The 23,396-nt window shown below is 66.8% G+C and carries 17 protein-coding genes and 1 tRNA gene; 7 read left to right on the top strand and 11 right to left on the bottom strand.

Features of this window, described 5'->3' with window-relative positions:
* Nucleotide 1 precedes the first annotated feature (1 nt).
* Genes JL37_RS24580 through JL37_RS24565 form a run of 4 tightly spaced genes read right to left on the bottom strand, consistent with a single transcriptional unit; the run spans nt 2 to nt 6,227 of the window.
* The gene (locus tag JL37_RS24580; protein WP_043547604.1) at nt 2-1,558 is read right to left on the bottom strand and encodes an FAD-binding oxidoreductase; all 1,557 of its coding nucleotides are present in this window, start codon (nt 1,556-1,558) and stop codon (nt 2-4) included.
* On the bottom strand, nt 1,559-3,235 hold the full coding sequence (locus JL37_RS24575; RefSeq protein ID WP_043547603.1) for a glycerol-3-phosphate dehydrogenase/oxidase: 1,677 nt from the start codon (nt 3,233-3,235) through the stop codon (nt 1,559-1,561).
* Nucleotides 3,232-4,773 (bottom strand): FGGY-family carbohydrate kinase, encoded by a 1,542-nt coding sequence (locus JL37_RS24570; protein ID WP_043547602.1) that lies wholly within the window; start codon nt 4,771-4,773, stop codon nt 3,232-3,234. The genes JL37_RS24575 and JL37_RS24570 overlap by 4 nt, the downstream gene beginning before the upstream one ends.
* On the bottom strand, nt 4,770-6,227 hold the full coding sequence (locus tag JL37_RS24565; RefSeq protein WP_043547601.1) for an MFS transporter: 1,458 nt from the start codon (nt 6,225-6,227) through the stop codon (nt 4,770-4,772). Before JL37_RS24565 ends, JL37_RS24570 begins: the two co-directional genes overlap by 4 nt.
* 571 nt (nt 6,228-6,798) lie before the next feature.
* On the opposite strand from JL37_RS24565, the gene JL37_RS24560 reads away from it, so the two are divergent.
* Nucleotides 6,799-7,095, top strand: coding sequence for a toluene tolerance protein (locus JL37_RS24560; protein WP_231570427.1), 297 nt, complete (start codon nt 6,799-6,801; stop codon nt 7,093-7,095).
* Here the strand turns inward: JL37_RS24560 and JL37_RS24555 are convergent.
* From JL37_RS24555 to JL37_RS24545, 3 genes are all read right to left on the bottom strand, one after another.
* Entirely contained in the window at nt 7,092-7,460 is a 369-nt protein-coding gene (locus JL37_RS24555; RefSeq protein WP_043547598.1) for a hypothetical protein, read from the bottom strand. The genes JL37_RS24560 and JL37_RS24555 overlap by 4 nt on opposite strands.
* 273 nt (nt 7,461-7,733) lie before the next feature.
* Complete coding sequence (locus JL37_RS24550; RefSeq protein ID WP_043547597.1) at nt 7,734-10,445, bottom strand: autotransporter outer membrane beta-barrel domain-containing protein; 2,712 nt, start codon at nt 10,443-10,445, stop codon at nt 7,734-7,736.
* Nucleotides 10,446-10,869: 424 nt separating this feature from the next.
* A tRNA-Leu gene (locus JL37_RS24545) sits at nt 10,870-10,956 on the bottom strand.
* Nucleotides 10,957-11,001: 45 nt separating this feature from the next.
* On the opposite strand from JL37_RS24545, the gene dapC reads away from it, so the two are divergent.
* From dapC to JL37_RS24520, 5 genes are all read left to right on the top strand, one after another.
* On the top strand, nt 11,002-12,198 hold the full coding sequence (gene dapC / locus JL37_RS24540; protein WP_043547595.1) for a succinyldiaminopimelate transaminase: 1,197 nt from the start codon (nt 11,002-11,004) through the stop codon (nt 12,196-12,198).
* A 24-nt stretch (nt 12,199-12,222) separates the two neighbouring features.
* On the top strand, nt 12,223-13,044 hold the full coding sequence (gene dapD, locus JL37_RS24535) for a 2,3,4,5-tetrahydropyridine-2,6-dicarboxylate N-succinyltransferase (RefSeq protein WP_043547594.1): 822 nt from the start codon (nt 12,223-12,225) through the stop codon (nt 13,042-13,044).
* Nucleotides 13,044-14,204 (top strand): succinyl-diaminopimelate desuccinylase, encoded by a 1,161-nt coding sequence (gene dapE / locus JL37_RS24530; RefSeq protein ID WP_043547593.1) that lies wholly within the window; start codon nt 13,044-13,046, stop codon nt 14,202-14,204. Before dapD ends, dapE begins: the two co-directional genes overlap by 1 nt.
* Nucleotides 14,205-14,287: 83 nt before the next feature.
* Complete coding sequence (gene prmB, locus JL37_RS24525; RefSeq protein WP_043547592.1) at nt 14,288-15,184, top strand: 50S ribosomal protein L3 N(5)-glutamine methyltransferase; 897 nt, start codon at nt 14,288-14,290, stop codon at nt 15,182-15,184.
* A complete protein-coding gene (locus JL37_RS24520) occupies nt 15,181-17,115 on the top strand; it encodes an ABC-F family ATP-binding cassette domain-containing protein (RefSeq protein WP_156124390.1) in 1,935 nt (644 codons plus the stop codon). Before prmB ends, JL37_RS24520 begins: the two co-directional genes overlap by 4 nt.
* Before the next feature lie 55 nt (nt 17,116-17,170).
* Here JL37_RS24520 and JL37_RS24515 read toward each other — a convergent pair whose 3' ends face one another.
* The 3 genes from JL37_RS24515 to JL37_RS24505 are packed head-to-tail and all read right to left on the bottom strand — an operon-like array spanning nt 17,171 to nt 20,981.
* Complete coding sequence (locus JL37_RS24515; RefSeq protein ID WP_043547590.1) at nt 17,171-17,476, bottom strand: chorismate mutase; 306 nt, start codon at nt 17,474-17,476, stop codon at nt 17,171-17,173.
* Nucleotides 17,477-17,481: 5 nt separating this feature from the next.
* Nucleotides 17,482-19,776: a UvrD-helicase domain-containing protein gene (locus tag JL37_RS24510; protein ID WP_043547588.1), complete on the bottom strand. Its 2,295-nt coding sequence runs from the start codon at nt 19,774-19,776 to the stop codon at nt 17,482-17,484.
* Entirely contained in the window at nt 19,773-20,981 is a 1,209-nt protein-coding gene (locus JL37_RS24505) for a fatty acid desaturase (RefSeq protein ID WP_043547587.1), read from the bottom strand. Before JL37_RS24505 ends, JL37_RS24510 begins: the two co-directional genes overlap by 4 nt.
* A gap of 354 nt (nt 20,982-21,335) precedes the next feature.
* Between JL37_RS24505 and JL37_RS24500 the strand changes: the two genes are divergently transcribed.
* Entirely contained in the window at nt 21,336-21,731 is a 396-nt protein-coding gene (locus JL37_RS24500; RefSeq protein ID WP_043547586.1) for a hypothetical protein, read from the top strand.
* Between the two features lie 22 nt (nt 21,732-21,753).
* Here JL37_RS24500 and JL37_RS24495 read toward each other — a convergent pair whose 3' ends face one another.
* On the bottom strand, nt 21,754-23,043 hold the full coding sequence (locus JL37_RS24495) for an RsmB/NOP family class I SAM-dependent RNA methyltransferase (protein WP_043547585.1): 1,290 nt from the start codon (nt 23,041-23,043) through the stop codon (nt 21,754-21,756).
* Nucleotides 23,044-23,396 lie beyond the last annotated feature (353 nt).

Raw genomic sequence — 23,396 nt, 5'->3', positions numbered from 1 at the left:
GTTATCGCTTGCCCTGGTCGTGGAAGAGCTCGTCGCTCAGGCCGAGCTTTCCGGGATTGAGGATGTTCTGCGGGTCCAGCGTGCGCTTGAGCGTGCGCAGCACCTGGAACCCGCTGCCCAGCGATTCTTCCATGTACGGCGCGCGCAACAGGCCCACGCCGTGGTGGTGGCTGAGGGCCGCATTGTATTTAATCAGCACGGCGTTGGCGGCATCCCATGCCCGGCGGTACCACTTCGCGCGGTTCTCAACTTCCACTTCGCCGCGCAGCGAGAAATACAGGCAGGCCCCGTCGACGTAGGCATGCGATTGGTGCGCCGAACCGGCCAGCGTGCCCGGAACCGCATTGATGGCGCTCACCACTTCGTCGTAGATGGCCGGCAGATCGCTCCAGCGCCCCGCCATTTCCAGCGTGTCCGCGACGAAACCCGGGCTGCGCTTGAAGCCCTCGGCGCTCTTGCCCGTGAGGTAGCGAGTGTCCAGCCAACGCTCGAAGATCGCCGCGCCGTCCAGTTTCTCGCCCAGCTCCTCGCATACGCCTTCGCTGATCTCCATGACCGCGTCCACGATCTGGCGCGCGCCTTCGTCGGCAACCAGCAGCACATTGAGATCCGGCCGGTTGAACTGCACGCCGCTTTCCAATTCATCGTACAGCCGCAGCGCCGCCGGGTTTGCGCCGCGCTGCATGATTTCACGGCAGGCATCCAGCCCGATGGCGAAGGTCTTGAAGCCATAGGCGATGGCGCGGCCGTAGTCTGGCAGGCGATGCAGCTTCAGGCGCATGCGCACGATGACGCCCAGCGTGCCTTCCGAACCGATGAATACCTGCTGCAGGTCCGATCCCAGCGCGGCGCGCGAATATCCTCCCAACGTGACGAGGCTGCCGTCGGCCAGCACCACGTCCATGCCGAACACCATATCCTCGATCTTGCCGTAGCGGGTGGACAATTGGCCGGCGCCGCGGCAAGCGACCCAGCCGCCCACCGTGCTGATGCCGAACGACGACGGCCAGTGCCCCATCGTCAGGCCGTACTCGCCCTGGATGGTCTGCTCGAACACATCGCCGAACATGCCGGCCTCGACTTCCACGATCTGGCTTTCGCGGTCCACGCCGATCAGCCTGTTCAGCTGGCATACGTCCAGCACGATGCCGCCGCGCACCGGCAATGCCGCGCCCGTCACGTTGCTGCGGCCCGCCGACACGGTCACCGGTATCGCGGCCGCGTTCGCGATGCGCATCACCGCCTGGACCTGCTCGACGGTGGATACCCTGACGATGACCGCCTGCGGCGTCGCTGGCCTGCCGGCGGTCTCGGTCATCATCGAGCCCGCCCACCAGTCGCGGGTCCAGGCGACCACGTCGGCCGTGGCGGTCAGCACCTCGTCCGACACGGCGCGCAGGGCCTGCACCTGTTCGGCGGACACGCTCACCGGATCGCGCTGCAGGCCGGGTTCGGTTCCCGCCTGGGCCAGCGTCGCGGCATAGGCCGGAGGCGTGTGCGCGCCAACCACGTATTTGCCGCGGTTGTAGCCGCGCTTGATGGCTTCTTTACTGATCATTTACTGGTCTCCCATGAGTATGGACTTTTCGTGCTTGATGGCGGCAAGGTAGTCGCTGACCTGCCGCGCGATAAGGTCTTCCGGCAATCCGAGCTCGGCCTGCAGTATCTGGCCGACCCGCGCGGCGGCGCGGGCCGAGGCGTCGCGCGCCATGAGGCGCGCCCGCATGCGGCGTGACAACACGTCTTCGACGCTGCCGGCCAGTTCGTGCCGCGCCGCATAGACGACTTCCGCCTCGGTGTAGGGCAAGCCCTCGACGACGGGCCTCTGCAGCGCGGGCGCCTGCTCCATGATGTCGCTGACGAAGCGCGCCTCGGTCCCGTAGCGTTCGCCCAGGTGGGCGGACAGGCCGCCCGAGGCCACGATGGCCTGCGGGTCGTAGCCCGCCGCGCCCAGCAGATAGGCGCGGTGGGTCTGGCATTTGCCGGTCTTGCCGATGACCCGCTGCGCGGCGTCGATCGTCTGCTCGGCCATGTGGCGCGACGTCGTGAGCTTGCCGCCGACGACCGTGACCAAGCCGTCCTCCGCCACGCGGATGACATGGTTGCGCTTGATCTCCAGCGTCTTACCCCCTGGCGGCGCGACCAGCGGCCGGCACCCCGCGATGCTGCCCACGGCGTCTTCGGCGCGCAGATCCACCTTCAACGCGGACCGGGCGCCCTCCAGCAGGAAATCCAGCTCGCGCCGGGTGCAGTGCACGTCGTCCAGGTCGCCTTCGTAGTCTTCGTCCGTCGTGCCCAGGTACGACAGGTTGCCCCAGCGGGTGATGGTGGCGCGGCGGCTGCGGCCGGGAACGGGAATGGTCACGGTGCAATCGTTGCGCACCTTCAGCCAGGGCACGGCCACGTGCACGCCCTTGGCCGGCCGGACGTGCAGCGCGGACGCATCGTCCTTCTTCGCGCCGTTCCAGTCGCGCAGCCACACGCCCGTCGCCATGACGACCACGCCGGCGCGCGCGCGTATTTCGCGCGGGCCGGCCTGGACGACGACGCCATCGACCTTGCCATGCCCGTTGCGCGTGATTGCCACGGCCTTGGCGTGGTTGACGACGGCCGCTCCATGAAAGGCGGCGGTGCGCGCGACGGCCAGCGTCAGGCGCGCATCGTCCACGCGCGCGTCGAAGTAAAGAAAGCCGCCCAACAGCCCCTCTTCCTTGAAGGTCGGGCAATGCGACAGCACCTCGGCCGGCGTCAGCTTCTGGTGCAGGATGCCCTCGCGCCATCCGCCGGCCACGTCATAGGTCCAGAGCAGGCTTTCAAAGGCCTTGGAAAGGCGCTTGTCGAACACGCCGTCCTTTTCCAGGATCGGAAAAAGAAACGGCAGCCGCTGCACCAGGTGGCGGGCATTGCGGCGCAGGCGCTGGCGTTCATGCAACGAATGCCGCACGAGGCCAAGATTGCCCTGCTCGATATAACGCAATCCGCCGTGCACCATCTTCGAGGATTTGGAAGACGTGCCCGAGGCGAAATCGTCCTTCTCGATGACGGCCGCGCGGTAGCCGCGCAGGCTTGCGTCCAACGCCGCGTAGACGCCGGTGATGCCGCCCCCGACGATGATGATGTCGAAATACTCGGATTCCAACCGGTCCAGCTGTTCCTGCCGATTCAGGCGCAATGGTTCGGTGCGGGTCATTTCAGCCCGGTCCTTCCTGGGCTTTCTCGATAGCCACCCGATCATTTTTCCAAGACCTCCTCTTTGTCCTGCTTGAATTGCCCCGCGTGTTCCAGCTCGGACGCAACCCGTGAGTGCCACAGGCCGCGCCGCCGCTGCCTTTCGCCTTCGTCCAGCAGCGGCTCGAACACCGCGTCGGTCACCGTTGTCTTGCGCGCCTCCTGCAGCGAGTCCCACAACAGGCCGGAAGAGCCCGCCAGGAAGGCCGCGCCGCGCAGGCTCGCGCGGTCGGCCTCCTGCATGCGGCGTATGGGAATGCCGATCAGGTCCGCCTGGATCTGCAGGAGCGCGTCGCTGCCGGAGAGCCCTCCGCCCACGACCAGCTCGCATACGCGCACTCCGGACACCTCCTCGTCGGCCTCGATGCAGCTGGCGACCGAATGCGCAATGCCTTCCAGGATGGCGTAGGCCACTTCGGCCTGGGTGGTGGCCATCGACACCCCCGTCAGCGAGGCGCGCGCGGCCGCTTCCATCCTGGGGACGCGCAAACCCGTCAGGGCCGGCACGAAAGTCACCCCGCGCGACGAGTCGACGGTGGCCGCCAGGGCGCTGATCTCGCGCGCATCCTTGAACCACTTCAGTTTTTCGCAGACCCAGTTCAGCGCGGAGCCGGTGGTCGCGACGAAGGTCTCGACGGCGAAATGCGAAACGCCGTCCTGGCGGCGCGCCGTCATCGTCAGCGAGCCCTCGAACTGGCCGGAATTCACCGGTGGTTCCGGGCCGATGATGAGGTCGACGAAGCTGCCCGTGCCATGCACGCACATGGCCTGTCCGCGGTCCAGGCAGCCCAGCCCGACCGCGCCCGCATGCTGGTCGCCCACGGAGGCCAGGATCGGCACGGCTATGCCCAGCACCTCCATGCGCGTGCGCCCGAAGTCGTCGGCGTCCTGGCGCAGGGCCGGCAGCAGTTCGGCGGGAAAGCCCAGCGTTGCCAGCCAGTCCAGGTAGTAGCGGTGCCCGGCCAGCACATAGGCGCCGGCGGACGTGGCGTTGGTGGGGGTCGTGACGCATTCGCGCCGCTGCGAGAAATGCCACAGCAGCCAGCTGTCGACGGTGCCGAAGGCCAGGCGCCGCTCGCGCCAGGCATCGGCCACCTGCTGCGTCTCCCGGATATGGTGCGCCGCCCAGAGATAGAGCGAACGCACCCCGACCGGGCGGCCTACGTGCGCCAGCAAGGGCCGGTCCCATTGCGGCGCCAGCTGGTCCAGCTCGTCCACGTAGCGCGTGTCCTGCCACACCATGGCCGGCACCAGCGCCCGGCCGCTGCGCGTATCCCACAACACGGCGGTCGCCCGCTGCGTGGCGATGGCCAGCGCGACGATCTCCTGCCCCTCTTGCCGCGCCCGCGCGATCGCGCCGCGGCATACCTCGACCGTCTTCTCGAGAATCACGTCGGCGTCCTGCTCGACCACGCCAGGCCGGGGCGTCCTCACCTGCAATGGCACATATTCGAGGCAGGATACGTGGCCGTCGGCCGACACCGTCGCCGCGCGGGTGCCGGACGTGCCCTCATCTATGGCCAGAATCACTTTGCTGGTCGTCATCGCGCGGCTTTTCCGATAGCGGGGTTCAGGGGAGACGGCGCCGCGTCATCCTTGAATTGCGGGGCGCCGGCCTCGGTGTCCGGATTGATCGTGGTGCGCGTCGGATCCCACCGGATCACGAAGCAGATGATGCTCGCCGTCAAGGGGACGATCGACAGGATCAGGAACGTCTTTTCCAGGCCGTAGCTCTCGCGGAAGATCGGGAACACCAGCAGCCCGACCGCCGCGCCGATGGAGCCCAGCGCGCCGATGATGCCGTTCGCGCCGGCGCGCAGCTCCCCGCGGAACGACAGCGACGACAGGCTCTTGCCGTTGGCGCCCGGGCCGCCCGAGTGGAACAGGATGAACAGCGACGGCACGACGACCGCCAGCCACAGGGGCATCTTGCCGTGGAAGGTGCCCAGGATCAGCAGCATCAGGAACACGGCGGCGAACCCGAAGGCCGAGGCGCGCCGCAGGCCGAGCTTGCGTCCGACGTAGGGAGACATGAACCCGCCGAAGATGCCGAAGATGTTGAACACCAGCGCGCCGATCGTCGCGTAGACGAAATCCTTGCCGAACAGCGCGGCGCTGATCAGGGGCAGGTACCAGCCTACGGCGAAGTACTGGATCGACTGGCCGATCTGCACGGTGGCGGCCAGTATGGTGCGGGGCAGGTATACGCCGCGGAAGATGAGCAGCACATTGGCCAGGCCGCGCCGCGCCTGGTTCATGACCGGCACGCGCTCCTCGACGGGCGCGGCGGCGAAGCTCTGGCCGTAGATGCGTGTCATCGCCGCGGCCGCTTCCACCACGCGCTCCTTGCGGGCGAGCCAGATGGGGCTTTCCACCATGTAGGTCAGTTGCAGCACGAGGATGGCGATCGCGAAGATGGCGGTGGCCGCAACCGAATAGCGCCAGATCGAATCGCCCACGTCCCATGAGAAAAACAGCAGCGCCAGCAACAGGTTCGTGCAGACGGCCGTGTACCACATGCCCTGCCAGGTGTTCAGGCGGCTCTTGAGCTTGACCGGCGTGAACTCGGCCAGCACCGCCATCGCGATGGCAAAGTCGATGCCATAGGCGGCGCCCACGAAGAAGCGGCCCGCCAGGATGACTTCGAACGACGGCGCAAACACCACGAGCACGGCGCCGATGACGGCGAGCAGCTTGGCGATGATCAAGGGCCGTATGCGGCCCCAGCGATCCGCCATCCACCCGCCGATCGGGTTGAAGGCGATCGCCACCCAGGACGCGAACGACGTCATCAGCGCGACCTGCTTCGCCGTGAGCGCCAGGTCGCGCGTCATCGGGCCCAGGCCCGCGCTCAGCGCCGAGTTCGCGAATGCGTCGAGAAACAATCCGCCCAGCGCCAGCCACCAGATGAGGCCGGCCCTGCCCGCAATGCCCGGGCGCGAATCGATGAAGGCGATGACATCGTCGATGCCACGTATTTTGACGGTCGATGATTGCACTGTTGTCTCCTCTTGGAATTATTTCTGTAAGAGGTCGACGCAACGTGCACGCGATAAAAGACCATCTTACAGATGGTCTTTTATCTAGATCTGTGCGGTGACTTTATGGACTATCGAAGAGAGTGTCAAGGAGGAAAAACACCAAGCCCCCGCCGCCGCCGAAGGCCCTCTCCATGCCCAGCCCCGGGCTTCGGCTTGCAATATATATTTAAACGGGCACACTACGGCCCATTCGAACAGTACGGCCCTGCCACGCAGGGCCACATCCGGCCGGCCGCGCACAGTCCGCGGCCGCGTCCGCGGTAGGAGTGCGCGCGGTGTCTGATGTCCAGGACATGAATCCTCTTCATCAAAACAGGCGGGTGCCGTCTATCCATGACGCAGCACGGCCCGCTGCCGCCTTGCCGCCCGCCTCCGCCCCGCACAACATCCCAAGCGCGATTGCGTCCGCCGCCATGCGGTAGCGACTAGCCGCGGCCCTTCCCCAGCGGAACCGGCCATCCGGCTCTCCTTCCCCTTCTTTTTCCGTTTCCCGTCTTTCGCGGCCGAATGCGCCGCGAGGACTTTCTTCGTGCAGACCCGTCAAGAGGCCGACACACCCATCGACCGACTCAAGGAGCGTCACATGCGGTTAATCACCGACCAGGAACTCAGCACCATGTCCACCGAAAGCAAGCGCCGCCGGCATCAGGAACTGGATCGCAAGCTTGTCGTCGCCAGCCAGCGCGGCTGGTCTTGCGCGCACCGGATAGAAGCGAGCCGCGCCAAGGTGCATGCCGCCATCCAGCTGGATATCGAGCAAGGCCGCGACACGGAAGCCAGGACGGAAAAACGGCGTGTGCGGGGCGCGAGCCGCGCAACGAGCTAGGCTGGCCGGCCCGGACGGGATCGAGGCGGCTGGCCGCGGATCATGTTCCCGTCCGGGCCTCCGCTCGACCAACGCTCCGCGTCGCGGATCAGGTATTGCAGGAACTGCGCGTAGGCCTGGTCCAGCGCCCGTATCCAGGCGGCGTTGTCATGCCTGGCGCACGAAGCGCGCACGGCGCAGTTCAGCGTTTCGGCCAGATGGCCGATCGTCGCGCCCGACATCCGGAAACAGATGGGGGCTTGGCAGGAATGCCGATGGGCGTGGCGCAGCGCATTGTCGCGCGCTTCCGCCGTGGCCTGGGTGTCGGCCACGTCCCGCAGCAAGGCATTCAGCATTTCGCACCAGTCGGCCAGCAGTTCATGCACGGCTCACCTCGCAAGGAACGCGAATGGACAGTCAGTTTCCGGGTGTGTGCAGCACGGCGAATCCGGGCAGGTCCCCGTCTGCGAGGACCGCCAGTTGCAGCAAATGCGCGGGCGCCGCCCTGATCAGGCTGGCGCCGGTGGCCTGCCCGTTCCCGCCATGGGAGGCCGAAGAGCGCGACGATATAGCAAAATGCGCCCGTTTCGCACTGGCGTATACCCCTAAACGGCTTGTTGCGGCGCGCGGGCGCGAAGGAAGGGGAACCCTTCCCCTGCCTAGAACATCATCCTGAAACCCGCGGTGGCGGTGACGACATAGCTACCGGAGAAATCAGCGTCGGCGCCGATCTCGCCGTAGAGGGCATAGCGGGACCCCCAGCCGTAATTGGCTCCCACTCCCAGGCTGCCCCAGGTGCGCGACATGCGGCTCGCTACCGCCACATCCGAAACCTCTATCCGCGTTCCGTCCAGGAATTCATGTTTCACGTTGACGACGCCATAGACGCTCGATTGCCGGTCGACGCCAGCCGCGCCCCAATCCGTCTTGTAGTCCAGCGCAATGCCGATGCGGCCCTGCAAGCTGTCGCCCTTGTCGCCCTCGATGCGCGCGCCGAATTTGTCGCTGAAACGGCCAAGGTGGGTCGATGCATACGTCAGCTGCGCCTGCGGAATCAGGACCAGCCCCTCCCGCAGATCGAAAGCCTTGCCCGCTTCGATACCGAGTCCATAGCTGTGCGCCTTCCGCCCGTCCTCCAGCTTGCCCGCCGACCGTGAATTCAGGCCGCTGTCGAACCAGGTCGCCTGAGCCTGGGTATCGATATAGACACCATCCCTGCCGTACCAGGTCAGTGTGGGGGTCAGGCCATAGGCGGTGGTATCGATGGTGCCGTCGCCATATGCCGAGGACACGCGCGTGTCGGCCTTGCCATAGTGCAGGGCCAACCCGCCGACGAGACGGGAACCTCCTTGCTCGCCGACCAGGATGCGGTCGACGCCGAATTGCGCCTTCCAGCTGTCGATGTGCTGGCGTTCGCCCGTGGTGGACGCAGAAGGATCGAGCCGGCTTGTGGCGCCCTCCACGCGGCTCCATATGCCGCTGCGGCCGGCGTCCGCCGGATCGTAAAGGCGGTTGCCGACCCGCTGGCGCAAGGTGGGAAGCTGGCTCAGTTGAAGCAGCGTGTTGGCATAGGCTTCGTATACCGGCACGCCAGGCTGATAGAGCAAGGGCTCCTCGACGGCCGGCGAACCGCCACCGGTTTGCGGCGTGCCAGGATCGGTCAGGGACGATCTCAGATACCAATCCCCGTCGGCAGGATCCTGTTGCAATACATAGCCGTAGGCGCCGGCCACCAGGGCCGGCCGCCCATTGATGACGTAATCGCCGTTAGCCAGGTTGAATTGGCCCGCCGAGACGCCGTTGACCTGTACGACCTGTATGCCTCGTTGGGTCAATGCGCCTGAGCCTCCCATGTTCGTCACCGTGACCGGCGTCGTGCCGGAGCTGGCGCCCGTGATCACCAGCTTGTCGGTCGGCGAATCATCGGCGCCAAGCTGCGTGCGGATTTCCAGGCCGCCGCCCTGGGCCGCATAGTCGCCGGCGATCGTCAGGGTGCCGAAGCCGCTGCGGGGGCCCGGCGCGATGGTTCCCTTGTTGGCCGTCGCGCCGACGCGTCCCGTGCCGGTCAACCGCGCCCCCGCGAGCACATTCACGGGCCCGCCAAGGACGCCATCGACCTGCAGCGTGCCGGCCTGGATCTCGGTATTGCCCGTGAACGCAGAACTATCGCCCGAAAGCGTCAAGGTGCCCGCCCCAAGCTTGTTCAGGCTGGACGTGCCCGAGAAGGCCGTCCCCACGCCCACTTCATGAGTATTTGTGTCAAACCAGGCGCCGCCGCTTCCCACAGCCTGCGTGGTAAAGCCCTTCAGGAAATCGGCCTCATCGCGATTGGCGCGCAGGATGCCGCCGTCCAGGTTGAGATTCACGTTGCCGGCGCCCTTGATGACGGAGCCTGTCTCGAGCACGCCGCGGCCGCTGGCGTCGCCGGTCAGGTTCAGCGTTCCGGAGGACGCGCCGCTGATGGCGATCCAGGCGTCCCTGGCGACGCCCACCATCCCGCCTTTGGCGATCGTCAGCGTTCCGTCGCCGCCCGAACCGATTTCGATGCGGTCGGACGCCGTGAGCGTCGAAGTGTCGGCCGTCCCGCTCGACACGTTCACCGCGCCGACACCGCCCGCATTCAGCCCGATGTAGATCGATGCCGCAGAATTCGGCCCGGTCGGTCCTTGCGTATGAACGGTCGCGCCGTCCTGGACGTCCAGTTCCCCAGTGCCCTCGAAACCAACGTAGATGTTGTTCAATGGGTCCCAGACGGTTTGCGGGCCCGATACCGTGACGTGCCCATCGCTGCCGGCGAGCCAACCGATAATGCCCTGGCCGCTATGCACTGCGCCGCCATTGTCGATCCGCAGCGTCCCGCTGCCGCCCGAGCCGATCTGGAACGAGTAGACCGTGGAAAGGTCCCAGACTGACCCGACCCCGGAAACGGTTGCGCTTCCGACGCTCCCCGCATAGGCGCCGATGGTGCCCGAATCGCTTTGCGCCGCCGCCCCGTCAAGCACCCTGAGCGTGCCATTGCTGCCTGAATCCGCCCCGATCATCACCGGTCCCAGGCTTGTCCAGGTCGACGCCGCGCCGCCGGCGTCACGGCCCGACACCGTTAACGTGCCTGCGCCGCCATCGAAATTGCCGATAAAGGCCCAATCGTTGACCACCGTGCCGCCGGCTTCGATGGTCAACGTCCCGGCGAGCGAATCTCCGACGGTCAGGTCCCCCCCCACCGTCCAGTGCGGCGACTGGATCGGTTCAGGCAAAACCTCGCCGGAACCAGAGACCGATTGCGCATAGGCGGGATAGGTGCAGTTTGCTGCATATATGAAGAAAATCGCGGGGGGTAACCACCCTGCGCGATGACAATACCTGCCGGCCATAAATGAACCCTCGCTGAGTAGAGCAAAATATATAGGGTCAGTACGGCATCGCGCAGGAATTTTTAATAGGTATTTACGCGCAAGAGAGGGATAGGCGGATAGGCGCCGCGGCCGGGGAAACCCGCTTGCGGTATACGCCGGCATGGGTGGGAAACGCGCAGGCATCACCAACGCCGCGAGCTTAAGCCGCGCTCGATTAGGCTTTACGTCTTCTGATGGCGGCCTGGATTGGCCGGATCTGCCCCGATGTTGCACCGGGGTTGGTGCTTGCTATGTGGGGCTGGGGCATGGGGGCTAGAGCTGGACTGATCCGGGGCTGGAGACCGCGAATTCTTGCTTTTTTGCAGTCAACCAGCACCCAGACACCCGCCAAGCCGTTGATTTGAAAGGCTTTGATATACGCCTATCAACGGTTTTCAATAAGTGGTGCGAAGGAGGGGACTCGAACCCCTACACCTGTTACGGCGTCAGGACCTAAACCTGGTGCGTCTACCAATTTCGCCACCTTCGCAAAGCCAAGCCCGCTATTGTAGCTTGCTTGTTAAAATCTTGCGTCATGAATCCGCGCCTCGATGCCCTACACCCCTATCCGTTCGAAAAACTGCGGGCTTTGCTGGCTTCGGCCGCCCAGCAGCCGGACGGCCTGACGCCCATCAATTTGTCGATCGGCGAGCCCAAGCACGCCGCGCCGGAGCGCGTCGGGCAGGCGATCCGCGACAATCTCGCGGGGCTGTCCGTCTATCCGTCCACCAAGGGCGATCCGGCCCTGCGCCGGACGATCTCGGAGTGGCTGGCGCGCCGCTACAGCATTCCCGCGCCCGACCCCGAAACGCAGGTGCTGCCGGCGCTGGGCTCGCGCGAGGCGCTGTTCGCCTTCACGCAGACGGTCATCGACCCGTCCGCGGGCTCGGTCGTGATCTGCCCAAATCCTTTTTATCAGATATACGAAGGCGCCGCCCTGCTGGCCGGCGCCACGCCCTACTTCGTGAATGCCGATCCGGTGCGCAATTTCGGCAGCGACTGGGGCCAGGTCCCGGCGGACGTCTGGAAGAAGGCGCGCATGGTGTTCGTGTGCTCGCCGGGCAATCCGGCCGGCAACGTGATGTCGCTGGAGGAATGGAAGACGCTCTTCGAGCTGTCCGACCGCCACGGCTTCGTGATCGTCTCCGACGAATGCTATTCCGAGATCTACCTCGACGAGGGCAATCCTCCGCTGGGCGGGCTGCAGGCGGCGCGCCGCCTGGGCCGGGACGACTACCGCAACCTGGTGGCCTTCTCCAGCCTGTCCAAGCGTTCCAACGTGCCGGGCCTGCGTTCCGGCTTCGTCGCGGGAGACGCCGCGCTGATCGGCCGCTTCCTGCTGTACCGTACGTATCATGGCAGTGCGATGAGCCCGCTCGTGTCCGCGGCGAGCATCGCCGCCTGGACGGACGAAGCGCACGTGAAAGACAACCGCCGCCTGTACCGCGAGAAGTTCGACGCCGTGGTGCCCATCCTGCAGAACGTGCTTGACGTGTCCCGCCCGCAAGCCTCGTTCTACCTGTGGGCGGCCACGCCCGGCTCGGATACGGCGTTCGCGCGCGACCTTTACGGCCGGACTGGTGTTACCGTGCTGCCGGGCAGTTTCCTGGCGCGGGAAGCGCACGGCGTGAATCCCGGCCAGGGCCGCATCCGCATTGCCTTGGTGGCGCCTTTGGCTGACTGCGTGCAGGCTGCCGAGCGCATCGCCCATTTTGTGCATACTTCTGTTTGATCAACCCTTAAAAGCTGAGCCGCTATGACTCTCGACCTGCAGACCACCATCGAACAAGCCTGGGAAAACCGGGCCAACCTGTCGCCTACCGACGCAAGCGCCGAAGTGCGCGAGGCGGTCGAGCACACCATCGACGGCCTGGATCTGGGCCGCTTGCGCGTCGCCGAGAAAATCAACGACGACTGGGTCGTGCACCAGTGGATCAAGAAGGCCGTGCTGCTGTCGTTCCGCCTGAGCGACAACGCCATCATGGGCCAGGCTCCGCTGCAGTTCTACGACAAGGTGCCGCTCAAGTTCTCGGAATACGGCGACAACGCCTTCAAGCAAGGCGGCTACCGCGTGGTGCCGCCCGCCGTCGCCCGCCGCGGCGCGTACATCGCCCGCAACGTGGTGCTGATGCCCTCCTACGTGAACATCGGCGCCTACGTCGACGAAGGCACGATGGTCGACACCTGGGCCACGGTAGGCTCCTGCGCCCAGATCGGCAAGAACGTGCACCTGTCGGGCGGCGTGGGCATCGGCGGCGTGCTGGAGCCGCTGCAGGCCAACCCCACCATCATCGAAGACAACTGCTTCATCGGCGCCCGCTCGGAAGTCGTGGAAGGCGTGGTCGTGGAAGAAAACTCCGTGCTGGCCATGGGCGTGTTCCTGTCGCAAAGCACCAAGATCTATGACCGCGCCACCGGCAAGATCACCTATGGCCGCGTGCCCTCGGGCTCGGTTGTGGTTCCCGGCTCGCTGCCCTCGGCCGACGGCACGCACAGCCTGGCCTGCGCCGTCATCGTCAAGCGCGTCGACGCGCAAACGCGCGCCAAGACCAGCATCAACGATCTGCTGAGGGCCTGATGAGCACATCCGCGTCCGCGCCGGCTTCCGCCGTGCTGGATCTGGTCAAGGACCTGATCGCCCGCCCGTCGGTGACGCCCGCCGATGAAGACTGCCAGGCCACGCTTGCCGCGCGCCTGGAACGCATCGGCTTCAAGTGCGAAACCATCGCCCAGGGCGGCGTGACCAACCTGTGGGCGCGGCGCGGAAGCGCTGCGCCGCTGGCCGTGTTCGCCGGCCACACGGACGTGGTGCCCCCGGGCCCGCGCGAAAAGTGGGAGAGCGACCCGTTCGTGCCCACCGAACGCGACGGCTACCTGTACGGCCGCGGCGCGGCCGACATGAAAAGCTCGATCGCCGCCTTCTTGGTGGCGGCCGAGGAATTCGTGGCGGCCAATCCGCAGCACGGCGGCTCGATCGCGCTCCTGATCACGTCCGACGAGGAAGGTCCGTCGATCGACGGCACCGCCATCGTCTGCGACGCGCTCAAGGCGCGCGGCGAGCAGCTGGACTATTGCATCGTCGGCGAGCCCACCTCGGGCGACGTGCTGGGCGACATCTGCAAGAACGGCCGCCGCGGCTCCCTGTCGGGCAAGCTCACAGTCAAGGGCATCCAGGGCCACGTCGCCTATCCTCACCTGGCGCGCAACCCCGTGCACCAGCTGGCGCCGGCCCTGGCCGACATCGTCGGCATCGAATGGGACCAGGGCAACGAGTACTTCCCGCCCACCACGTTCCAGGTATCGAACCTGAACTCGGGCACCGGCGCCACCAACGTGGTGCCGGGCGAGGCGGTTGCGCTGTTCAACTTCCGCTTCTCGACGGCGAGCACGCCCGAAAGCCTGAAGGCGCGCGTGCACGAGGTACTGGACCGCCATGGCCTGGAGTACACGCTGGACTGGGAACTGGGCGGCGAGCCCTTCCTGACCCCGCGAGGCTCGCTCAGCGTAGCGCTGTCGTCGGCCATCAAGGACGAAACCGGCGTGACGACCGAGCTCTCGACAACCGGCGGCACTTCCGACGGCCGCTTCATCGCCAAGATCTGCCCGCAGGTGATCGAGTTCGGGCCGTGCAACGCCACGATCCACAAGGTCAACGAGCGCATCGAGATCGCCTCCCTCGAACCGCTCAAGAACATCTATCGGCGCACGCTGGAAAACCTCCTGCCCGCCAAGTCGTAACCTGTCCCGCGCTTGCCGCGCGGGCCCTCCGCCCCTCGGGAGAGCCCATTTCCCGAGGGGCGGCCTCATAAAGAAAGCCAGCCATGCATCCATCCTCCCGCCAAGAACTGCAGACCCTGCGCGACCTGATCCGCTACGGCGTTTCGCGCCTGAACGCCGCGCAAGTGGCGCTGGGCCATGGCAGCGACAATGCCTGGGACGAGGCGGTCTATCTGACGCTGCATGCCCTGCACCTGCCGCTGGACACGCTGGACCCGTACATCGACGCGCGCGTGCTCGGCGAAGAGCGCGACCGCGTGCTGGACCTGATCGACCGCCGCGTGACCGAGCGCGTGCCGGCCGCCTACCTCACCAACGAGGCCTGGCTGCGCGGGCATCGCTTCTACGTGGACGAGCGCGTCATCGTGCCGCGCTCGCCCATCGCCGAACTGCTGGACGAAGGCCTTGCGCCCTGGGTGCAGGACCCGTTCGCCGTCGAGAACGTGCTGGACATGTGCACCGGCTCGGGCTGCCTGGCCATCCTGTCGGCGCTGGCGTTCCCCCACGCCCACGTGGACGCGGTGGACCTGTCCCCGGATGCCTTGGCCGTGGCGTGCCGCAATGTGGATGACTACGCCCTGGCCGACCGCCTGGACCTGCACGAAAGCAATCTGTTCGACGGCCTGCCGGCGCGCCAGTACGACGTCATCGTCTGCAATCCTCCCTATGTGAACAGCGGCTCCATGAGCGCCCTGCCCCAGGAATACCGCCACGAACCGCAACTGGCGCTGGCTGGCGGCGATGACGGCATGGACCTGGTCCGCCGCATCCTGGAAGCCGCTCCGCGCTTCCTGGCGCCAGAGGGCGTGCTGGTGCTGGAGATCGGCCATGAACGCGATTTCTTCGAGGCCGCATTCCCGCAGCTGTCCCCCGTGTGGCTGGACACCGAAGAGGCCTCCGACCAGCTTCTGCTACTTACCCGCGAGCAACTGAGCCTGTGATACGTGCTACTGGATTGACCTTGCGCCGCGGCACGAAAGTGCTGTTGGACGGCGCCGAATTCGTCGTGCATCCGGGCGAGCGCGTGGGCATCGTCGGCAAGAACGGCGCGGGCAAGTCCACGCTGTTCGCGCTGCTGACGGGCGATCTGGATGTGGACGCCGGCACGCTGGCGATGCCCGCGGGCTGGCGCATCGCCAGCGTGAAGCAGGAAATCGACGCGGACGACCGCCCGGCGCGCGAATTCGTCATCGACGGCGACGTGCACCTGCGCGAATTGCAGGCGCGCCGCGCCGCGCTGACGGACGAGCAAGGCACGCAGATCGCCGAAGTCGAAGCGGCGCTGGTGGAAGCCGGCGCCTGGAGCGCGGCTTCGCGCGCCGAACAGCTGCTGGCCGGCCTGGGATTCAAGCCCGCCGAATGGATGCAGCCCGTCGAAAGCTTCTCGGGCGGCTGGCGCATGCGCCTGGCGCTGGCCCGCGCGCTGATGGCGCCATCCGAACTGCTGCTGCTGGACGAGCCCACCAACCACCTGGACCTGGACGCCATGCTGTGGCTGGAGAAATGGCTGGGGGCCTATCCGGGCACCGTCATGCTGATCTCCCACGACACCGAATTCCTGGACGCGGTGGCCAAGTCCATCCTGCATTTCGACCACGCCAAACTGGTGCGCTATCGGGGCGGCTACGGCGACTTCCTGACGCAGCGCGCCGAACGCCTGCGGCAAAGCAACATCGCCTACGAGCGCCAGACGCGCGAGGCCGCGAGGCTGCAAGGCTTCATCGACCGCTTCAAGGCCAAGGCTTCCAAGGCCAAGCAGGCGCAGAGCCGCGTCAAGGCGCTGGCGCGCATGCAGGTGCTGGCGCCCTTGCAGGCCGAAGCGGGAATCGACATCCGCATCCCCTCGCCGGAACAGGTGCCGGATCCGCTCCTGACGCTGGAACACCTGTCGGCCGGCTATACGGACGCCGCCGGCAACGCCGTGCCCATCCTGCGCGACGTGACCCTGATGGTCCGGGCCGGCAGCCGCGTGGGCGTGCTGGGCGCCAACGGCGCCGGCAAGAGCACGCTGATCAAGACGCTGGCCGAAGAGCTGCCGGTGCAGGCCGGCGCGCGCCGCGCCTCGCGCGGGCTGGCCATCGGCTATTTCCACCAGCACCAGCTCGACATGCTGGACGTGGACAGCACGCCGATCGCCCACCTGGCGCGCCTGGCGCCCGAGGCCCGCGAGCAGGAGCTGCGCAACTACCTGGGCGGCTTCGGCTTTTCGGGCGATACCGTCACAAGCAAGGTCGGCCCCATGTCCGGCGGCGAAAAGGCCCGCCTGGCGCTGTCCCTGATCGTCTGGCAAAAACCCAACCTGCTGCTGCTGGACGAACCCAGCAACCACCTGGACGTGGAAACGCGCGAGGCCCTGGCCACCGCGCTGGCGGACTTCGGGGGCAGCATGCTGCTCGTGTCTCACGACCGCCACCTGCTGCGCACCACGGTGGACAGCTTCTGGATCGTGGCCGACGGCGCGGTCCGCGAATTCGACGGCGACCTGGAAGACTACCGGGACTGGCTGGCCGCGCGCAACGCGGGCGAGCGCGCCGAGGCGGCGCGCGAAAGCGCGGCGAACGGCGAGCCGGTGATCGACCGCAAGGCGCAGCGCCGGGCCGAAGCCGAACAGCGCCAGCGCCTGTCCGCCCTGCGCAAGCCCCTGGAAGCCAAGCTTGCCAAGATCGACGCCGAGATGGAAAAACTGCGGACCAAGCTGCAGGCGCTGGACGCCGTCATCGCCGACCCGGACCTCTATTCGGACGCGCGCCGCGCGGAACGCCAGAAGGTCATGGCCGAGCACGGCGAGCACGGCAAGCGCATGGACGAGCTGGAAGAGCAGTGGCTGGAGATCCAGGGCTCGCTCGAAGAGATCGAGCAGTCTGAAGCTTGAGGAAAAAGCGCCTGGCGCCCCGAGTTTGCGGGGTGCCAGGCGCGCTCAGGCCCACTTACGAATAGGGGCGTTCGCGTAAGCGGGTGTGGTGATCCACCACCACGTCGATCACTTCACGCAGGATGGTTTCTGCCAGCGCGGGCGGCACGCCCGCCTCTTCGGCCAGCCGGCGGATGCGCGCGACCTGCTGGGATTCGCGCTTGGCATCGACCAGGTCCATGCCATGCGCCTGCTTGAGTTCGCCGATCATGTCCGTGCAACGGAACCGCACCCCGAGCAGCAGGATGATCTGCTGGTCGATTTCATCGACCTCGGCGCGCAGAGACGCCAACTCGGCTTTCGGAGAATCGTTGTCGGCCATGTCTTTCAACCCTGAACAATATCGAGCTTCGCGATGCCCAGCGCCAAGGTCTTGGCGCCCACGTCGCGGAACTGGATTTGGGCCTGGGCGTCCTGTCCTGCGCCGCTCAAGCCGATGATCGTGCCCTCGCCGAACCGCGCGTGGCGCACGCCCTGACCCACACGATACTGCTTGTCGCCGACCGTGACACCCGAAGCGACGCTGCGCGGTTGACGCGGCGCAATGGTGTTGGTGGGCTTGCGTCCGAAGGCGTCGCCGCGGTTGCCGCCGCCCCAGCCCGCGCCCGTGGCGCCGACCTGGGCCAGGCCCGCCTTGGGCGTAAGCCATTTCAGGTGCTGCTCCGGAATTTCTTCCAGGAAGCGGGAACGCATCGCGTAGCGCGTCTGGCCGTGCAGCATCCGGCTTTGCGCCAGGCTGATGTACAGGCGCTGGCGCGCGCGGGTGATCGCCACGTACATGAGGCGGCGCTCTTCTTCCAGCCCGGACGGTTCGAGAATGCTGTTCTCGTGGGGGAACAGCCCCTCTTCCAGGCCGGTGATGAAGACCGCGTCGAACTCCAGGCCCTTGGCCGCGTGCACGGTCATGAGCTGGACGGCGTCCTGGCCTTGCTGGGCCTGGTTGTCGCCCGCCTCCAGCGCCGCGTGCGACAGGAATGCCGCCAGCGGCGTGAGGCCGTCCGTGACGATGGCCGGCGCGTCCACCACCCCCGGCATGAGCGTGGACGAGGTGGGCTGCTCGGGCACGACGCCCGCGGGCAGCCCGTCGTAGTTTTCCTCGGACGCGAACACGGCGGCGGCCGTGATCAGTTCGTTCAGGTTTTCGAGGCGCTCGGCGCCTTCGCGCTCGGCCTTGTAGTGCGCGTTCAGGCCGCTGGCCTCGATCATGTGCTCGACCATTTCCGGCAGCGGCAGGTCGCGCGTTTCCTCGATGAGGCGGTGGATCAGCTGCGCGAACTGGGCCAGGTTGGACCCGCCCTTGCCGCCCACCAGGGCCACGGCGGCGTACAGGCTGGTGTCGTGCGCGCGGGCTGCGTCCGCCAGCTGTTCCAGCGTGCGCGCGCCGATGCCGCGCGTGGGGAAGTTGACGACCCGCATCCAGGAGGTGTCGTCGTGCGGGTTGGCCATCAGGCGCAGGTAGGCCAGCGCGTGCTTGATTTCCTGGCGTTCGAAGAAGCGCAGGCCGCCATACACCTTGTAGGGAATGCCGGCCGAGAATATGGCGTGCTCCAGCACGCGCGACTGCGCGTTGCTGCGGTAGAGCACGGCGATTTCGCGGCGCAGGCTGCCTTCGTGGATCAGCGAACGGATCTCGTCCACGATCCATTGCGCTTCCATGCCGTCGGAAGGCTGCTCGATGACGCGCACGGGCTCGCCTTCGCCCTGCTCCGTCCAGAGATTCTTGCCGAGCCGGCCGGTGTTGTGCCCGATCAGCGCGTTGGCCGAATCCAGGATGTGGCCGTATGAGCGGTAGTTCTGCTCCAGGCGGATCACCGTGCCGTGCGCGTAGTCGCGCTCGAAATCGGCCATGTTGCCTACGTTGGCGCCGCGGAACGCGTAGATGGACTGGTCGTCGTCGCCCACCGCGAAGATGGCCGCGCCGCCGCCGGCCAGCAGCCGCAGCCACTTGTACTGCAAGGTGTTGGTGTCCTGGAACTCGTCGACCAGGATGTGGCGGAACCGGCGCTGGTAGTGCTCGCGCACGGGCGCGTTGCGCGACAGCAGTTCGTAGGCGCGCAACAGCAGCTCGGCGAAATCCACCACGCCCTCGCGCTGGCACTGGGCCTCATAGAGCTGGTAGATCTCGATCAGGCGGCGGCGATGGGCGTCATAGGCCTCGACGTCCGCCGGACGCAGGCCCTCTTCCTTGGCGCCGTTGATGAAGCGCTGCACATCGCGGGGGGGGTACTTTTCGTCGTCTACGCCGTTGGCCTTCATGAGGCGCTTGATGGCGGCCAACTGGTCGGTGACGTCGAGAATCTGGAAGCTCTGCGGCAGGCCGGCATCGCGGTGATGCGCCCGCAGCATGCGGTTGCACAGGCCGTGGAAGGTGCCGATCCAGAGGCCGCGCGTATCGATGGGCAGGATGGCCGACATGCGCGCCAGCATCTCGCGGGCGGCCTTGTTGGTAAACGTGACCGCCAGCAGCCCAAAAGGCGAAGCCTGGCCGGTTTGAATCAGCCAGGCCATGCGGGTGGTGAGTACCCGGGTCTTCCCGCTGCCCGCCCCGGCCAGGACCAGGGCGTGCTGCGGTTCTAACGTTACTGCGGCGCGTTGTTCAGGATTGAGCTTCTCTAGCATCATGCCGCGTAGCGGCGCAGACGTTGAGCGAATTGCTCGAGCCCGGCGATGCCGCTTTGCTGGGCGCGCTGGCACCAGGCCTGCAGGTCATTGAGGAGCTGTTCGCTGCTGGCGCTGGAGCTTTCCCAGATACGGCCGAGTTCGCGGCGCATCTGCACCAGCGTGGACAGCGACTTGTTCTGGGCGATGGCCTTGTCCACGGCAGCCAGTTGCTCCGGCTGCAGGATGTCCTCGTTGCGATGGATCGCGCGGCGCACCTGGTGCAGCTTGGTCCAGTCGCATTCGGCGCTGCCCTTCTTGCGCGAATCCTTCAGCTTGGCCAGTTCTTCGCGGGCCGCGCTCTTGATCACGTCCGCATAGCGGGCCATGACTTCGTAGCGGTGCGTGATCACGCCTTGCAGGGTGCGCAGGTCGATGCCGGTCTTGGAATCATCCAGCTTCAGCTTGGGCGCAACCTTCTTGATCTTGGCCAGGCCGAAGAACTTCAGGATGTTGATGTAGCACCAGCCGATGTCGAATTCGTACCACTTGGCCGAGAACTTGGCCGACGTGCCGTGGGCGTGGTGGTTGTTGTGCAGCTCTTCGCCGCCGATCACGATGCCCCAGGGGAACACGTTGGTGCTGGTGTCCGGGCTGTTGTAGTTGCGGTAGCCCCAGTAGTGGCCGATGCCGTTCACGACGCCGGCGGCCCAGAAGGGGATCCAGGCCATCTGGACGGCCCACACCGTGACGCCGATGGCGCCGAACAGGGCGATGTCGATGGCGAGCATGGTCAGCACGCCCCACAGGCTGTGCTTGCTGTAAACGTTGCGTTCGAGCCAGTCGTCCGGCGTGCCGTGGCCGAACTTGGCCATGGTTTCCTTGTTGTTCGATTCTTCGCGATACAGCTCGGCGCCGCGGAACAGCACTTTCCAGATGCCGAACAGGATGGGCGAATGGGGATCGCCTTCCTTTTCGCACTTGGCGTGGTGCTTGCGGTGAATGGCGACCCATTCCTTGGTGACCATGCCGGTCGTCATCCAGAGCCAGAAGCGGAAGAAATGCATGACGGCTGGATGCAAGTCCAGACCGCGGTGCGCTTGGCTGCGATGGAGAAAGACGGTGACCGACACGATCGTGATGTGCGTCATCACCAGCGTGAAAACGACGATCTGCCACCAAGTGGCTTGCGTCAGACCGCCGGCAATGAAGGAGAGGATGTAATCCATAAAGCTGTTATGAGCCTCGCTTGAGAAGTGCCTGAAGTTTAGCTTACCTTTGCCGTCTTATGACAAGGGAGTTTCAAAATAGTTTTTGAGAGAAATCAAGGACTAAGCCCTGGTTTTGAAGCATAGACATCTCTGCTCGCGACCTTGACGGGCAGGCGCGAGGCCAGGCCTTGCGGGTATCCGGCACCTGGGCCGGCCGCCCCGGGGACAGGCGTGGGGCGTGTGCATAGGCAAGTGGTTTTGGCAGTATTTCACCATTAAAGTTCCTGTCAGCTTGGGCCTGGCCTTGCCCGGGCCGCGCCACGGGCGCACACTCTGGCTCCGTTTGCTCGAATTGTCTCTTTTGCCCCACTGATGTTGCCCAACAAAATCTGTCCCCGTTTGTTTTTCGCCCTGGCCCTGCTGGGCGCGGCGCTGCCGGCGCCCGCCTCGGCCCAGACGCTGAAGTCGGGCGAGGTCGCCGTGCTGGCCTCGTACTACGAGATCCGGGGGTCGGACTGCCTGCCCCTGCGCGCGCCCCGGGTGACCATCACCCAGCCCCCCCGCCTGGGCAAGGCGAACATCATGCAGACGCGCGGCCAGACCACCGGGTCCGGGCGCTGCGCCTACAAGGCGGTGCCCATTTCGCAGGTGGTCTACCAGGCCGACCGGCCGGGCGACGACGTCCTGGCCTGGGAAGTGAAGTACCAGGACAAGGCGCTCGGCACCCGCCGCTACAGCGCGACGGTGGGCGTCACGCCGGCGCCCTGACCCGGCGCGGGGCCGCCGTCCATCAGGCCGGCTCGCCCTGCCCTTCGGAGACGTCCGGGGCTTCCGCCGCCTCGCTGCCCTCTGCCGCGGCGCCCTTCTTCTTGCGCTCGAACACGGCGGCGAAGAAACCGTCGGTGCCGTGCACGTCAGGACGCAGTTGAACGTAAGGGCCCTCCAGCTTCAGGTTTTCACAGCGGGCCGCCAGAATGCCGGCCGCGTCCAGGCGTTCGAAGTCGGGGTGGCTGGCCAGGAAGCGCTCGGCCTGCGCCTCGTTTTCCTCCGCCAGCAGGCTGCACGTCGCGTAGACCAGGCGGCCGCCCGGCGCCACGCAACGCGCCGCGCTATTCAGAATGCGCTCCTGGAGCTGGCCCAGCTCGGCCAGCGCCTCGGGGTGCTGGCGCCATTTCAGGTCCGGATTGCGGCGCAGGGTGCCGATACCGCTGCATGGCGCGTCCACCAGCACGCGCTGGGCCTTGCCGGCCAGGCGCTTCACGCGGGCGTCGTTTTCGTTGTCGATGACGACGGGCACCACGTTGGACAGGCCGCTGCGCGCGAAGCGCGGCTTGGCGCGGGCCAGGCGCGCCGCCGACACGTCGAACGCGTACAGGCGGCCCGTGGAGCGCATCAGCGCGCCCAGCAGCAGCGTCTTGCCGCCGGCGCCCGCGCAGAAGTCGATGATCATTTCACCGCGGCGGGGGCCGACCAGGAGCGCCAGCAGCTGGCTGCCTTCGTCCTGCACCTCGATGCTGCCGTTCTCGAACTGAGGCCAACGGTTGATGGCCGGACGGCCTTCCATGCGGATGCCCCAAGGCGAGTACGGCATGGCGACCGGCGCGTAGCGCCCGGCGCCCTGCTGCAACTCGGCCAGCATCGCGTCGCGTTCGGCCTTCAGCGGGTTGACGCGCAAGTCCAGGCTGGCCTGGCGGTTCAGCGCCTCGATCAGCGTTTCGGGGCTGTCCATGGCGCCCAGGCGCTCGTCCAGCCAGTCGGGGATGCTGCCCCGCACCGCGCGCGGCAGCGTCGCCAGGTCTATCTGCGATACGCGCCGCAGCCATTCGGCCTCGGCGGCGTCCAGGCCTTCGGCGAGCTCGCCGGCGCCCAGGGTGGCGGCCAGGCCCAGGATGGCGAGGCGGCGCGATGCCGGGCCGACGCCGCTTTCGCCGAACTGGCGATAGCGGCGCAGGTGGCGCAGCACGTCATAGACGGCTTCGGCGACTTCGGAACGGTCGCGCGCGCCCAGGTTGGGATGGTTGCGCAGCCAGTGCGACAGCGCCGCGTCGGCCGGATAGGTCCACTGCAGGATCTCGCCCAAGGCGCGCTGGACCTGCTCGATACGGATAGCCGCATACGGCTGGCGCGGGCGGCTGGCCTGCGGCTTCTGCGGCGCCCGGCCAGGATCGGCCCGGCCCTCGCGGCGCTCGGAGCCGTAGGAAGCGCGTTCGCCGCCCCGGTCGCCGCCGCGCGGGGCGTCGTAGGACGGGCGCTGGCCCGGACGGCCCTCGCGGCGCTCGGAGCCGTAGGAAGCGCGCTCGCCGCCCCGGTCACCGCCGCGCGGGGCGTCGTAGGACGGGCGCTGGCCCGGACGGCCTTCGCGGCGCTCGGAGCCGTAGGAAGCGCGCTCGCCACCCCGGTCGCCGCCACGCGGGGCGTCGTAGGACGGGCGCT

It is taken from the genome of Achromobacter sp. RTa, assembly GCF_000757485.1.
Lineage (GTDB): Bacteria > Pseudomonadota > Gammaproteobacteria > Burkholderiales > Burkholderiaceae_B > Achromobacter.
The sequence above is the reverse complement of the archived record's forward strand: the minus strand, read 5'-3'. Positions and strand labels throughout refer to the sequence as shown.